Annotated in this window: 15 protein-coding genes; all 15 read right to left on the bottom strand. The window is 45.0% G+C overall.

From position 1 onward, the window contains the following. Nucleotides 1–12: 12 nt before the first annotated feature. Nucleotides 13–2682 (bottom strand): leucine-rich repeat protein, encoded by a 2670-nt coding sequence (locus DWV34_RS07075; RefSeq protein WP_118475824.1) that lies wholly within the window; start codon nucleotides 2680–2682, stop codon nucleotides 13–15. Next, nucleotides 2640–3047, bottom strand: coding sequence for a leucine-rich repeat protein (locus tag DWV34_RS07070; protein WP_158565676.1), 408 nt, complete (start codon nucleotides 3045–3047; stop codon nucleotides 2640–2642). Before DWV34_RS07070 ends, DWV34_RS07075 begins: the two co-directional genes overlap by 43 nt. 258 nt (nucleotides 3048–3305) lie before the next feature. Next, complete coding sequence (rsfS, locus tag DWV34_RS07065) at nucleotides 3306–3659, bottom strand: ribosome silencing factor (protein ID WP_006566707.1); 354 nt, start codon at nucleotides 3657–3659, stop codon at nucleotides 3306–3308. Beyond that, nucleotides 3656–4228, bottom strand: a complete 573-nt coding sequence (gene yqeK, locus DWV34_RS07060) for a bis(5'-nucleosyl)-tetraphosphatase (symmetrical) YqeK (RefSeq protein WP_006566706.1) — start codon at nucleotides 4226–4228, stop codon at nucleotides 3656–3658. Before yqeK ends, rsfS begins: the two co-directional genes overlap by 4 nt. After that, nucleotides 4215–4820: a nicotinate-nucleotide adenylyltransferase gene (nadD, locus tag DWV34_RS07055; protein ID WP_118475820.1), complete on the bottom strand. Its 606-nt coding sequence runs from the start codon at nucleotides 4818–4820 to the stop codon at nucleotides 4215–4217. The genes yqeK and nadD overlap by 14 nt, the downstream gene beginning before the upstream one ends. 29 nt (nucleotides 4821–4849) lie before the next feature. Further along, a complete protein-coding gene (yhbY, locus tag DWV34_RS07050) occupies nucleotides 4850–5140 on the bottom strand; it encodes a ribosome assembly RNA-binding protein YhbY (RefSeq protein WP_006566704.1) in 291 nt (96 codons plus the stop codon). 9 nt (nucleotides 5141–5149) lie between these two features. Continuing rightward, a complete protein-coding gene (obgE, locus tag DWV34_RS07045) occupies nucleotides 5150–6433 on the bottom strand; it encodes a GTPase ObgE (protein ID WP_006566703.1) in 1284 nt (427 codons plus the stop codon). 99 nt (nucleotides 6434–6532) lie between these two features. Next, nucleotides 6533–6814: a 50S ribosomal protein L27 gene (rpmA, locus tag DWV34_RS07040; RefSeq protein WP_006566702.1), complete on the bottom strand. Its 282-nt coding sequence runs from the start codon at nucleotides 6812–6814 to the stop codon at nucleotides 6533–6535. Nucleotides 6815–6818: 4 nt separating this feature from the next. Further along, nucleotides 6819–7145, bottom strand: a complete 327-nt coding sequence (locus tag DWV34_RS07035) for a ribosomal-processing cysteine protease Prp (RefSeq protein WP_006566701.1) — start codon at nucleotides 7143–7145, stop codon at nucleotides 6819–6821. A 15-nt stretch (nucleotides 7146–7160) separates the two neighbouring features. Further along, a complete protein-coding gene (gene rplU / locus DWV34_RS07030) occupies nucleotides 7161–7469 on the bottom strand; it encodes a 50S ribosomal protein L21 (protein WP_006566700.1) in 309 nt (102 codons plus the stop codon). Nucleotides 7470–7589: 120 nt separating this feature from the next. Next, complete coding sequence (locus DWV34_RS07025; RefSeq protein ID WP_118475818.1) at nucleotides 7590–8723, bottom strand: ribonuclease E/G; 1134 nt, start codon at nucleotides 8721–8723, stop codon at nucleotides 7590–7592. Between the two features lie 3 nt (nucleotides 8724–8726). Then, a complete protein-coding gene (fabV, locus tag DWV34_RS07020; RefSeq protein ID WP_006566698.1) occupies nucleotides 8727–9923 on the bottom strand; it encodes an enoyl-ACP reductase FabV in 1197 nt (398 codons plus the stop codon). An 82-nt stretch (nucleotides 9924–10005) separates the two neighbouring features. Then, a complete protein-coding gene (locus DWV34_RS07015) occupies nucleotides 10006–11928 on the bottom strand; it encodes a response regulator (protein ID WP_009289471.1) in 1923 nt (640 codons plus the stop codon). A 12-nt stretch (nucleotides 11929–11940) separates the two neighbouring features. Next, entirely contained in the window at nucleotides 11941–12582 is a 642-nt protein-coding gene (locus DWV34_RS07010) for a hypothetical protein (RefSeq protein WP_006566696.1), read from the bottom strand. Between the two features lie 11 nt (nucleotides 12583–12593). Beyond that, a complete protein-coding gene (locus DWV34_RS07005; protein ID WP_006566695.1) occupies nucleotides 12594–14009 on the bottom strand; it encodes a 5'-nucleotidase C-terminal domain-containing protein in 1416 nt (471 codons plus the stop codon). Nucleotides 14010–14037: the final 28 nt, after the last annotated feature.

The following is a 14037-nucleotide window of genomic DNA, read 5'->3' as shown; positions in this document are numbered from 1 at the left end:
CTTTTTCATTATCTAAAGTTTTCTTCTCTTTCTATACAGCAGCGCCATTATAACAATACTTATTCCCATACGCCCTGCACTATTAAAAGTCATAGAATCTTCTGTTTTCGGCAGAAATTTTGATTTTTTGCTGCTGTTATTCGTAACACTCAGTGACCCTCCCACATCTGCGGACTCCTTCCACCCCGCGTACAAGACCTTGTTTTCTGTGATGATATCCTCATTAAAATTCCATTTATCTTTACATTCCTTTTGTTTATACCAGCCTGTAAACGAAAAACCTTTTCTGTTCGGAGTATGCGGAGCCTGAATGTGATCACCATATTTAATATTTTTTATACTCGGCACGCTGCTGCCGCCCCGGCTGTCAAACACTACCTCGTACCGTTCTTCTTTTGGTGTCTGTATTTGCGGATCCTTCCCTGAAATTCCACTGTCCTTATAGGCGATCGCATAGACAGAGTATTGATCACTGTCCACTGTAACTGTAGCGTCGCTGTCGTCCTGATCCGTCAGCAGTTCTGCTGTTATCTTTCCGTCCGCCTTATGTGCTCTTATGATAAAAAATTCTCTTTCGGCTCCTGACTGAGGAGCTCTGATTTCTTCCGGTATATCAAATACAATACGGATTGGAGAACGCAAGACTGACAGGTCCTCTATCGTTTTTTTATTATTTTCCACAACGGTCTTTATTACTCGGATATCCATATTTTTATATATAGTGGCTCCGTGAAGCTGTCCCTCTATCGCTTTTGCTTCTCCCCGATCCGGTCTCGTATCTGCGGCCACTACTTCAATTTTAAAGCTTCTGTCATTTTGATAAAGCTTCTGTACATCCGCGGAAGTCATATTATCCAGAAGCAGAGACTGATCGTTCAGCTGCAGGTTGCCGCTCACTTCGGTCTGCACCTGGGGCAGGCTTAAAATTGCTTCTCTCAGCTTTTTCTTCGATGCCTCCGGAACTTCTTCCTGTGATGTTTCCGGCAGAGCATCAAAATGCTGTTTCGCATCCAGAATCGAAATTTTTTCTTCCTCATTCAAAGGCTTTCCGCTGGCAGCCTGCGGCAGCTGATCTGCAATCTTCTTCATATCTGCCGCTGACAGTGGAGCAAATACTGCACTGATCTCATAGTCTGACTGAATATTATGAAGCGTATAAACATCATTTTCAATCTCTCCGGTTACATCTCGGCCATTCATGCTGACAGATTTAAGCCGATAACCCGCATCCGGTTTAATTCGAAACTCAGTCAGGCTTCCCTGCGCAGTCTCAAACTCGCCTTCCGGAGTGATGTGTCCGTGTTCTGCTTGATGCACTGTGGCTTTGAATACTTTTCCATCCACCAGATTCAGCACTGCTGTACCAGATTTAGAGGCATAATTATAATTTCCGTCCGTATTTTTATCCGGCACAAAGGTCCATCGGTACTCTTTTTTTCCAACCTCAAAGATCTGGTCTTTGTCCCAGCTTATAGTACCCTTGGTATCTCCTTTTGAGAGAGTAATCTGAGGCATACCTTCCGAGATATTTGTCATTCCTTTTGGATATACAGGATTCACTTCCGGTTCAGCCTGTCGCAGATGCACCGTAAAATCATGATCAACTGTATAGAACAGAGTTGCTTTCGTGCCATTTACAAGACACGCCTGAACACGAACACCGCACGAAATAGGGAATCTTGGTTCCCTGACATCTGTCACATTATAAGTATTCTCATCAAAGCCTTTTAAAACTGCCGAAGATGATGTGATCGTTCCCCATGACCATGTATAATAAAACACTACATCCCCTGTTTTCGCCTTCCCTATGGGCTTTGCCATCGGGTGTTCCGCCGTCACTTTTAACGCTGCCGGTTCACCGTCATATACTTTATCAATTCCGTCTCCGAAGGTAATGACCGGATCTTCCAGTGCACTGATGGGATACAGTTTCTCCTGCTTTATAATATCCGTTTCAGACACCGGGCTGACTGCATTTTCTGTGAGCCCCCACTTTTTCCCCTGTATCTGCGGAAACCTGTATGTACTGTCTGCACTCCACACTCCCTGATCATCTTTCGTATAATTATAGGGAAGGTTATACAGCCGATCAATCGGTTCAGCACTTCCTCCGTTTACAAAACTGACAGAAATTTCATATCCTGTCTTTTTGCTGAACTGAGATCCTAATGTACTGCAAACCACACTGAAATCCTCTTTATGACACACGATTGCCGTCAGTTTGCTGTTTGAGAACGTGCCGAACGTACCCGAGTTGATAAACGCTGTATTGCTTTCATCCGTCCTTTTTGGCAGATAGATCGTTTTTAAATTAGTGGAATCAAATACATTTCTTCCTATCTTTTGGACAGAAGGCGGTATCACAACCGCGCCGTTCAGACCGCAGTAACGGAAAACAGAATCCGGTATCTGAGTCAGCTTGTTCCCCTCAAATTCAACCGATGTTATCTTTTTATTTCCGGAAAAAGCAACGGAACCCAAACTTTCAACACTTGCCGGTATTGTCAGCTTCCCTGAGAAACCGACGAGGCTGCTGTCGCTGATCTTAAATGCATTTGACCCGATGGAGGTTACTTGATCGGGTATCTGTAAAGTTCCTCCAAGTCCCACATCAAAAAATGCGTAATCTCCGATCGTCTTTAAATTCCCAGGAGCACAAGTGTTCCGGTAAATCCGGTACATCCCCGAAAAGCACTGTTGCCGATCGCCGTCACCTTAGAAGGTATTTTCAGTGATCCACTTATGCCGGAAGCTCCGTAAAATGCATTCTCTCCAATACTGGTAAGCCCTGATGCATTTGAAAGATCCAGGCTTACGAATCTGCACCCTGAATACTTTGTATTATAACTGAGTTTAAAAGCATCTTTTGCAATCGATGTTACCGTCTGTCCGTTGATCGTACCCGGAATCACCAAATGAATATTCTGTTTCTGCTCATCTGTCAATCCGCTTAAAAAGTCGGTACTCAGACCAGTAATCGCCCCTGCGCTGAACATATAGTCCTCCTCCTTAGGCATTATATGATCAGCTCCGCCATTCTCAGCCATTATGGCTCCTGTTGTACGTATTGACAATATTAAGACGAGCAAAATAATAAGCGGCTTTTTTATCCCCTTCATTCTATCCCCTCCATTATACTATGCTTCCCTGTAGAATCCCCTTTAATTTACCTTTATTATACATCATAACCCAAAGAAAAGTCTCTTAATTTTTAATTTTATAAAAGAAAAAAACTGCCGCACAGCCATATTATTTCAGCCATTGCGACAGCAATCTTCACCTATTTTTTTCTTTATAACAGCGGGCTAGACACCGGTCTCCATTGAGACCTCCACCCCGTCCTTCCAGATTCTCTCAAGATCATAAAACAAACGGTTTTCCTGATCAAAGATATGAATTACAATATCACCGAAGTCAATCAAAACCCAGGTTCCATTTTGATATCCCTCCATCTGTTTCATCTCATATCCTGCTTTCTGCAAAGCATCCTGTACATTGTCGACTATCGCCTGCACCTGATTCTTATTTTTTCCGTTGGCGATGATAAAATAATCGGCAATGACGGAGATCTGGCGGATATCTAAGACCTTGATCTCCTCGGCCAGCTTTTCTTCTAACGCTTGATACGCAATTTTTGTCATTTCTAAAGACTGATTCATGTGTGATCACCCTCCTTGTAGTATTCATAAGTCTCTGTGGTCCTTGGATCAATCGCCTGATCCCTGCTTTTCAGATACTGCATGGTATTTTCAATTATTTTAAGAAGACATCGGTCGATATCCGAGAATGCCAGCCGCCTGATCTCGGAAAGACCCTGTATGTCTTTTCTGCCGGGCTCTATATAGTCGGCAATAAATATAATCTTATCTAAAAGACTCATTCCCGGCTTTCCGGTTGTATGACATTCTACCGCAGATGCAATCTCTGCATCCTCATTGCCGTAGCAGTCCCTTGCTATATACGGTGCCAGTGCAGAATGAAGAAGCTGCGGACTTTTTTTCATTTCTCTTGTGAGTATGATCCCATATTGACCGCAGAATTTCATCTGCTGTTCTATGGAATATCCTTTGGCACAGTCGTGGAGCAGCCCTGCCCTGAATGCCTTCTGAATGTCTGCTCCCATTGCCATTGCCATTGCAGATGCGGTGTAGGCCACACCGAGCGTATGTGTATAACGGCCCTCTTTCAGGTTTCCCGACAGTTTTTTCTTTATTTCATTGAGTTCCATACAAATCATTTCTTTCTATATAAAGTCTGACTTTTTCCGGTACAAAATAGCGGATGCTCTGTCCTCTGGACGCCCTCTTTCTGATCTCATTCGATGAGATTTCCAAATCTGGACTGTCCAAATGATAAATACGTCCCTGATACTTGTCCTGAATGTATTCAATCTGTGCATCCAATGCACTCCTGGAATCATTTCTGGATGCAACCAAAATCGTTGCCATTGACAAGATCTGTCCCGGATCTTTCCACGATTCGATCTGATACAGAGAATCTGCGCCCATGATAAAATAGTACTCCGCATCAGGATGCAGTCTGGTAAGCTTTCTCAGTGTATCTACTGTATAAGTATATCCTTCCCTGTCCAGTTCAATGTCAGAAAATTCAAAGCCGGGATGGTTCTCTATGGCCATTCTGACCATATTAACACGGTCTTCGATCTCTACATTTTTAGATATTTTTTTGTAGGCCGGATTTTTGGTCGGGACGATCAGCACCTTGTCCAACCCAAAATCCTCAAGGGCAGTCTGCCCCAGGATCAGATGTCCGTGATGGATCGGGTTGAATGTCCCGCCAAGAATTCCTATTTTCTTCATAATCCCTCCGAAAAGCCCCTTCCATGATATTATTTCGGCAGCTGGATCTTCTTGTGATCCCTGGACTCTTTATATAACACGATCTTCTTTCCGATAACCTGGACCACTTCTGATCTGGTCCGCTCGGCTAAAGTCTGCGCCACTTCCTTCGGGTCATCCATACAGTTTTGAAGAACTGCGATCTTTATCAGTTCCCTAGCATCTATGGCCTCTCTTACCCCCTCGATCAGTTCCGGGGATATGCTGTCTTTTCCAACCCTGAAGACAGGATCTATCTTCATTGCCAGGCTTTTTAAATAAGCTCTCTGTTTACTCGTCATTGCTTCTCCTTACTTGTAATAATCAAACTCTAAATCATATAATTTTACGGTATCCCCTTCTTCAATTCCCATGGCTTCCAGCTCTTCAAGGACTCCGTTTCGTTTCAAAAATTTCTGGAAGAAATCGAATCCCCGCTCTGACTCCAGGTTTGTGTAGCCGAGCATTCGCTCTACCTTCGGGCCTTCCACCGTGAAGACTCCTTCTTCCGGGTTTGCCACATTGATTCCGCCCTCTTCTTCCTCGAAGTCAAGGTCGTACTCCTGCTCGAATTCCATCGCGCCTTCCGGAAGTTCATCTAAAAGCTTCCTCACATGCCACAAAAGCTCTTTGACTCCCTCTCCGGTAACAGCCGAGATTGGAAATACTTCAATGCCGTTCTCTGCAAATTCTTCCTTCAGCAGATCCAGCACGGTTTCCCGGTCTTCTTCGGTCATAGCGTCGATCTTATTGGCCGCAATGACTTGTGGTCTCTTTAAGATCTCCGGATTATATTTTTCCAGTTCGCCGTTGATGGCCCGGATATCCGCAATCGGATCTCTGCCTTCCACAGAAGCCGCATCCACCAGGTGAATCATGACCTTCGTCCTGTCGATGTGGCGGAGAAATTCAAATCCCAGGCCGACTCCCTCAGAAGCTCCCTCTATGATTCCGGGAATATCGGCGATGACAAAGCCTTTTCCTCCCGCCAGGTCTACGACCCCCAGATTAGGATTCAGTGTTGTAAAATGATAGTTTGCAATCTTGGGCCTTGCATTGGTGACCCTTGATAAGAACGTGGATTTCCCCACATTTGGAAAGCCTACCAGTCCCACATCGGCAATTACTTTTAGTTCAAGGGTCACCTCGAGTTCCTGGCATTTGCCTCCCGGCTGGGCATATTTAGGTGCCTGCATCACGGCCGTGGCATAATGCTGATTGCCTTTTCCTCCGCGGCCTCCCTTTAAAAGCACTACCGGTTCTTTTTTATTTGACATATCAAGGATTACTTTCCCTGTTTCTTTCTCTTTTATGATCGTTCCCGGCGGAACCTTCAGTACAATGTCCTCTCCGTCTGCGCCATGGCAGCGTCTCTTTCCGCCTTCTTCGCCGTCTCCGGCCTTATATTTTCGTTTATGACGGTAATCTGCCAGAGTATTCATCCCTTCGTCCACAGCGAAGATCACGTCGCCGCCGCGTCCTCCGTCTCCGCCGTCCGGACCGCCGTTGGGCACATAGAGCTCTCTTCGGAAACTCACATGGCCGCTGCCGCCTTTTCCTGATCTGATATATATATTTGCTCTGTCTGCAAACATCGGCTTTTCCTTTCTGATTTTCAAAAAAACGGCTCCAAATTGTGAAATTTGAAGCCGTTAAACATTCAACTGTCTGCCTGTACAAACTTAAGTCGACAATTATGCAACTGGGTGTACAGAACACTGTTTCTTATCTCTGCCTTTTCTCTCGAAACGAACGATACCATCTGTCAATGCAAATAAAGTATCATCACCACCGCGGCCTACGTTGACTCCCGGATGGATCTTTGTTCCTCTCTGGCGGTAAAGAATATTTCCAGCTTTTACAAATTGTCCGTCAGCTCTTTTCGCACCTAATCTCTTAGACTCAGAATCTCTTCCGTTCTTTGTGGAACCCATTCCCTTTTTATGAGCGAAAAATTGAAGGTTCATTTTCATCATTGTCTTACACCTCCTCAAATACTACGTGAATATATGGACGATACTCCGATTCAATGTTGGTTATCCCAAGAACCAGAGAATCCAATAAAATCTGTCCTTCTTCAGAACATGTACCTGAAACTCTGAACTCGATCACCGCATCATCTTCCGATGTACGGCATGTGCCGGCATCCTCTGTCAGCTGTTCAAAAGAATTCAGGAAATTGATGACCAGTGCAGATACCGCAGAACAGACAATATCCTGTCCTTCCTCTGCATATCCGGCATGGTCCTTCGCCTGAAAGCCCACAGGCTTTCCTTTATGGTCCCGGTAGAATGTAATCTGTGTCATCCTCTCGGTCCTTTATTATCCAACAATGTTATCGATCTTCACTTGTGTGAATAACTGTCTGTGACCATTCTTCTTATGGTATCCGGTTTTTCTCTTATACTTGTAAACAATGACTTTTTTGTCTTTGCCTTCGCTTACAACTGAAGCTTCAACCTTTGCACCATCTACGTTCGGTGTTCCTACCTTTACAGTATCCCCACCAACTAATAAAACATGATCAAAAGTAATCTTTGCTCCGACTTCCGCGTCAAGTTTTTCAACTTTGATCACGTCACCTTCGCTTACTTTATACTGTTTTCCTCCTGTTGCAATAATGGCGTACATCTATGGCACCTCCTATAATCAAACTCGCCAGCTTTGGTGATCCTTGCAGATTCTTATACCTCGCTGTGCGGCATACTGTTACAGTATAGCAACTTATTTTTTCCATGTCAAGCAATAATCTTACAGAAAATCTTCTTTTTCTAGGGGTCTCCTGATCTTTTTTCTCGTAATCTCCATTAGTCCAAGCTTCGTCATGTCTACGGCCACCGCTTTCTTGGAATCCCGGTTCAGCATCTTCTGCATATAGGAGAGGAGCCTGCCCTCTTCTTCTTTTTCTTTCATATCAATAAAATCCACGAGAATGATCCCGGATAAGTTCCGAAGCCTGATCTGTCTGGCCGTCTCCCTTGCCGCCTCCCGGTTGATTTTTATGATATGGCCTTCCTTTTGTCCACGCCCGATCGACTTTCCTGTATTTACATCGACCACTGTCATGGCCTCTGTGCGCTCGATGATCAGGAACCCTCCCGACCTGAGCCACACTCTCGTATGAAACACTGCCTCAAGTGCGTGAGAAAGCCGGTATCCTCTCTCGATAGACTGATCCTGTCTGTCCATCCGGCGGACCTGATATCCATTCTCCTCTGCCTCTCTTAAGATCACCTCATCGTCGGAGATGATACGTTCCGCCCGGGAAGGAGAAAGTCCAAACACATAACGGGATGAGAAACTCTGATTTGTGGCCAGAAGCCGGCATGGCTTCATATACTGCTGTTTCTCCCGGATCTGAACATATCTCTCAGCCAGACTTGCTGCTTCTCTCCCGATTTTGTCTTGATCCGCATTTTCAGCCTCTGTTCTCACAATAAATCCATACTCCCCGGTGACAAAAGCAGAGACAAATCTCTTTAAGTCTTCTTTTTTTTCTTTGTCCCGAATTTTCCCTGATATGCCAACAAACGGCTTGTCAGAGGACAGCACAAGATATTCTCCGGTCAGTTCAATGTTCTCTGTGGCTAACGGCTCCTTCTTATCTGTACCGTCTTTTTTTACCTGAATGAGGATTTCTTCTTCGTTTTTGAGTTTTCCCGGTTTTCTTCGTTCGTCCAGAGGATAAAAACAGAGCCTGCCCTCGTCGATCTCCACAAAAGCTCCGTGAATATTTCCTACGATATTCTTCACCCTGGCCTTGTAAATATTTCCGACCAGACTGCCTTCCTCAGCCGGTTCAGAGGAAAATTCCGCGAATTCTCCGTCCTCAAGCCATGCACTGACAATATGTCTTCCGAGCCTTGTAATGATTACTTCATTCATATATTATTCTGCGTCCGGTATACTCGGGATATTCACGGAAGGGTCCAGATCTTTTTCATAATCCACTCCGTCCATATGAAAGCCAAACATCTGGTAAAAGTCTTCCCAGTATCCCTCAATATCGGCATACTCCCTGACATTTTCTGTATTGATTTTCTCCCAGCGCCGTTCCACTTCTGCCTGTACTTCCGGCTTTAACTCCCAGTCATCCAGACGGATCAGCCCCTGACCGTCTGTCTCTGCCTGTCCAAACACAGCCTTTTCTCCGAACAGTCTGGTAATCTGTTCGATGCATCCTTCGTGGAGTCCTTTTTCCTTCATGACACTGTAAAGCACCGCCATATACAGGGGAACGATCGGAATTGCAGAACTCGCCTGAGTGACGAGACCCTTGTTGACCGAAATATATGCACTGATTCCATTTTCTTTAAATTCTTCACTGATCTCACCTGCAGTCTTGTGCAGATGTTTCTTTGCAGCGCCGATGGTACCCTCAAAATAAATGGGATAAGTGAGTTCCGGTCCGATATAAGAATAGGCGAATGTAACAGCGTCCTCTTCAATGGCATCGGCATCTGTGAGGGCCCGAATCCATGCCTTCCAGTCCTCTCCGCCCATCACCTTCACCGTCGCTTCCACTTCTTCCTCTGTGGCAGCCTCGATGGTTTTCTCTCCAATCGTGTTGTCTTTCAGATTCAGATTCTTATTTGTAAAATCTTCTCCTGTCGTCTTTAGCACAGACTGGTACACGGTGCCGTCTTCGGCCGTTCTTCTCGGTGCGGCCAGACTGTAAATGACGGCGTCGACTTTTCCCAGATCTTTCTTAATCAGATCGATCACCTGATCTTTGACTTCCTTTGAGAATGCATCGCCGTTGACTGTCTTGGCATACAGATCCTCATTGGCTGCCGCATGCTCAAATGCAGCTGTATTATACCAGCCCGCCGTAGCAGTCCTCTTTCCTGCAGCCTGTCTCTCAAACATGACGCCGATCGTAGCAGCACCGCATCCGAATGCCGCGTTGATCCTTGATGCCAGTCCGTATCCGGTGGACGCTCCGATGATCAGGACTTTCTTTGGCCCGTTCTTAACTTCACTGTGCTTCTTTACATATGTAATCTGATTCTCAACGTTTTTTTGGCAGCCCTCTGGATGTGCGGTCAGGCACAAAAATTCCCGGACTTTTGGACTTATTTTCATGTATATCTCCTTTTCTTTTCCTGTTCATTCATTACTGAAAATTATAATCGTTCCTCATTCCACTGTCAAGTTTCCCCAATATTTAGGAAAGCCTGCTGGCCATCTTGTCAAACAATTCATTCAAATCGATCGGCTTATTGATATGGTCATCCATACCACTCTGCCTGCTTTTCTCCATATCTTCAGCAAACGCATTTGCCGTCATAGCAAAGATTGGCACAGTCCCTGCGTCCGGCCGTTCCAGGGAACGAATCTTGCGGGCAGCTTCATAACCGTCAAGGACAGGCATCTGTATATCCATAAGAATCAGATCAAAAAATCCCGGATCTGAAGCGTTAAAGATGTTCAGTGCTTCTTCCCCGTTCTCAACTGCAGTTACTTCTGCACCGGACATGGCAACCAGTTCCACCGCGATCTCCCTGTTTATTTCATTATCTTCTGCAATTAATATATGTCTGCCTGTAAAGTCGTGCCGCGCTTCTCTCTTAGACTGCGGCGGATTGGCCGGATCTGTCATTCTTATCGACTCAAATGCCTGCGACAGCGTCGTTTCAAATAAAGGTTTGCTGATAACCCCGACTGCTCCCGCTTCCTTCGCCGCCTCTTCAATCTCCCCCGGATCATAGGCAGTGATCAGTACGACAGACGTGCATTCATTTCCTACAATGTTTTGTATACGGCGTGTAGTCTCCAGCCCATCCAAGCCCGGCATTTTCCAATCCACAAAACACACATCAAAATCCTCGCCTTTATTATGAGCCTGTTCTACACGTGATACGGCATCATATCCATTATCCGTCCATGCAGAACGAATCCCCATATTGTTAAGGAGCAGTGAGACATGCTCACAAGTGACCATATCATCGTCTGCGACCAGAACTCTCAGTTTTCCATAATCAACGGCCGGAGCTTTTTTCTTCTCTGAAATCTGAAATGGGATATCTGCCGTAAAAACACTGCCTTTTCCAACTTCACTGTTCAATATCAGACTGCCGCCCATCAATGAGGCAAAACGCCTGGAAATAGACAGTCCCAGACCCGTGCCTCCATATTTCTGTGCCACATCTGATGTTTCCTGTTCAAAAGCATTGAATATTTTTTCCATATTTTCCGGTGCTACGCCGCATCCGGTGTCCTCTACCTGAAATCTGAACCAAACCAGCTCATCTTCTTCTCTTAATTCCTGAATTCTGAGCGTCACATTCCCGCCCTCCGGTGTAAACTTAATAGCATTGGAAAGCAGATTTGTAATAATCTGATTCAATCTCAAAGAATCTCCTATCAATTCTTCCCGCACTTCTCCAATCAGAATCGTGTCAAAATTCAATTTTTTGGACACGGCCTGAGCATAGTAAACCGTCGTCAAAGATTCAATGAAAACCTTAAAGTCGAATACTTCGTTTTTGATCTCAATCTTACCGCTTTCAATCTTTGACATATCCAAAACATCATTGATAAGTGCCAGGAGATGTTTTGAGGAAAGGCTGATCTTTTTCAGACAGTCGCTGATCTTCGCCGAATTTTGAAGATTTTGCCCGGCAATCAGCGTCATGCCGATAATGCCATTCATTGGTGTCCTGATCTCATGAGACATTCTTGAGAGGAATTCGCTCTTTGCCAGATTTGCCTTTTCCGCATGTTTAAATGCCTCCTCCGCCCTGTTTTTCTCTGCTGCCAGAAGCTCTGCGTTGCGCCGGATCAGATGAATGTACACCAGAGAAAAGCCCATAATGAGAGCCGTTATAAACAATACAGCCGCCACTGTACTGCGGGACATAAACCCACTGAGAGATTCAATCTGTGAATCTACCCCTCCGGAACGCATCGTCACGCATACCGTCCATTCGGTTTCCGGAATAGGACCGTAATAGACATATTCATGTACTCCGTCAATCGAAAGCGCTGCCATTCCCTCTCTGCGGCCGGAAATCTGATCCTGCATTTTTTTGAGAGAGAATCCCTTGTCAAGAACGGCCCTGTTCTCCAGCATTCCAAAATAATTCACACCTGCCCGGGTCTAAGCTCCCTTGGCGGAACGCATAACAAATGCACCCTTTTTCGATATGACATCAGCATAAGAATTCGTATTGTCCTTGTGAAGAACCAGTTTTTCACTGAGTATATGGGTATCCATTCCGACCAAAACCGCGGTAATCTGCTTCCCTCTGAATTTAATATCAGAAACCGGAGTTCCAAGTAAGATCATGTCGTCTCCAAGAATCGTTTCATTGGAAGAAATTAATCTTCCCTTTCCGCTTAAAAGCGTATCTAAAGAGTTGATCTTTGATATGGCTGAGTAAACATCATCAGGAGTATAGCACATACCATCGCTGTCCAGCACGGCCACATAGGAAAATCGATTGTTCTTCATCTGTTTTTTCAAAAACCGCTGCAGCGAATTCAAGTCTTTCAGGTCAGCTTCATTGATACTGTCCACAGTCGTGACGATCTGGGCAAACTGGCTGTCCAGACTCGTCTTCAAATGACCTACCGTCTGACTGCTCAGCTCACTCAGATAAGCTTTGCTGATACTGGAAACAGTGTCATCTGTCCGGCTCTGGAATTTTTGCAGCATAAAGAACATCAGGAAAGCACAGATTAATATCAAAATGAACGCCGGCGCACTGCTTCCCATATGCCTGCTTGATTTTTTGGCCATAAACTTCCTCCCTAATCGTCATTGATGTCTGTAATACGCCCCTCGGCTTTGACAGCTTCCAAAGCATCCGCATGTTTCTGAATAAAATTTTGCATAGCATCACGGTAAGTACCCACATTTTGTTTTACCGGCGTAACACCTTTTGCTTTCGGGTCTTTTTCACTGAAAAGATTGAGCATCGTATATCCGTCGCCGTTGCCCTCTAAATATCCTTTGGAACCTGCCATATAATCTGTGATCGCCACAGTATAGTCTTTCTTGTTCTCGATGTTTGTCCCATCCTTCAGCTTTGCATCTAAAAGTCTGTGTCCGACCGGCTTGGCGCTGTCATAAGTGAATGTGATACCGGATACCTGCAGGAATCTTCCTCCCGGAATTCCACGGCTGCCGTCAATTTCGGATAAACTGTGCTCCAGCATCTCCCTGAGCACTGAACCTGTCATTTTTACTACAAGAATCTGGTTATCAAAAGGACATACTGCCTTCAGATCATCTCCAAGAATATTGCCTTTGTATAAGCTTGCCCGGATTCCCCCTCCATTTGCCACGGCAATCGGAGCATCAGAATAATCGGCAATACTGTCGGCCACGAGATTTCCAAGAATCGTCTCCTTCAGCCGAGTGTTATAATTCTGATAAATAAAATCTTTCGGGGAGGTACCCACAACCGTAAGGTCCTGATCAGCCTCCTTTGATCCGTTAAGATAGTAATCATCCACAGCCGCCAAAACATCTTTTACACTTTTTTGTCCACTCAGATATTGTGTTCCCTGCAATCCCAGATACTCCACCACTTTCCCCGGAAATTTTACATAATAGACGTATCCGTCCTTAACTGTGCTCTCAAGTCCGGAAGGAGCTTTACTGTCACTTCTGTCAAATTGCTTTAAATAGGAGTTATCAAGCCTTAAATCTTTCATGAGCGCTTCCTGCCCTTTTTGAGTAGAAATAATATCCATTACCTTAAGACAGGCATCCATCTTTTCTTCATTACCCTCCTTTTTCAGAGCTGAATTAAGTCCAACATAGCCTGCCGGAAGCGTCAGCGTCCAATTCTTTGTTTTCTTTTCTCCCAGGAAAGGGAGCATTACATATTCATACTTTTTACTAGTCCCCGCTTTCACTTCTTTTTCATTCATCTGCCGGCACTCTTCAAGAAATGCCGAACTTCCATAGGCTGCGATCATTTTCCCTCTGCCCATATAGATTGTATTGTTGATCAAGTTGCCCTGCTTGCGCAGAGGCTCCAGGTTCATCAGATCCTTTTTCTGTAACTGTTCAAACAAAGAAAATGCTTTTTCCCATGTACCCGTCATCTTCCCTTCCTTTTTTTCATAGGCGGCCAGCCACTTTACCCCTTTTGCATTCCCCAAAAACTCAGGTGTTATACAGCCCGCAAGAAAGGTTCCGATATTTTCATTTGTCATTTCTCTAATGCCAAAAACGTGTCCGGTA

It is taken from the genome of Anaerostipes sp. AF04-45, from assembly GCF_003461725.1.
Taxonomy (GTDB): domain Bacteria; phylum Bacillota; class Clostridia; order Lachnospirales; family Lachnospiraceae; genus Anaerostipes; species Anaerostipes caccae.
The sequence above is the reverse complement of the archived record's forward strand: the minus strand, read 5'-3'. Positions and strand labels throughout refer to the sequence as shown.

Coding starts and splice junctions, on each gene's coding strand:
- obgE (WP_006566703.1), bottom strand. CDS start 6,433: ATGTTTGCAGACAGAGCAAATATATATATCAGATCAGGAAAAGGCGGC.
- DWV34_RS07070 (WP_158565676.1), bottom strand. CDS start 3,047: ATGGCTGAGAATGGCGGAGCTGATCATATAATGCCTAAGGAGGAGGAC.
- yhbY (WP_006566704.1), bottom strand. CDS start 5,140: ATGACGAGTAAACAGAGAGCTTATTTAAAAAGCCTGGCAATGAAGATA.
- fabV (WP_006566698.1), bottom strand. CDS start 9,923: ATGAAAATAAGTCCAAAAGTCCGGGAATTTTTGTGCCTGACCGCACAT.
- nadD (WP_118475820.1), bottom strand. CDS start 4,820: ATGAAGAAAATAGGAATTCTTGGCGGGACATTCAACCCGATCCATCAC.
- rpmA (WP_006566702.1), bottom strand. CDS start 6,814: ATGATGAAAATGAACCTTCAATTTTTCGCTCATAAAAAGGGAATGGGT.
- DWV34_RS07035 (WP_006566701.1), bottom strand. CDS start 7,145: ATGACACAGATTACATTCTACCGGGACCATAAAGGAAAGCCTGTGGGC.
- DWV34_RS07010 (WP_006566696.1), bottom strand. CDS start 12,582: ATGGCCAAAAAATCAAGCAGGCATATGGGAAGCAGTGCGCCGGCGTTC.
- yqeK (WP_006566706.1), bottom strand. CDS start 4,228: ATGGAACTCAATGAAATAAAGAAAAAACTGTCGGGAAACCTGAAAGAG.
- DWV34_RS07025 (WP_118475818.1), bottom strand. CDS start 8,723: ATGAATGAAGTAATCATTACAAGGCTCGGAAGACATATTGTCAGTGCA.
- rplU (WP_006566700.1), bottom strand. CDS start 7,469: ATGTACGCCATTATTGCAACAGGAGGAAAACAGTATAAAGTAAGCGAA.
- DWV34_RS07075 (WP_118475824.1), bottom strand. CDS start 2,682: ATGTACCGGATTTACCGGAACACTTGTGCTCCTGGGAATTTAAAGACG.
- DWV34_RS07005 (WP_006566695.1), bottom strand. CDS start 14,009: ATGACAAATGAAAATATCGGAACCTTTCTTGCGGGCTGTATAACACCT.
- rsfS (WP_006566707.1), bottom strand. CDS start 3,659: ATGAATCAGTCTTTAGAAATGACAAAAATTGCGTATCAAGCGTTAGAA.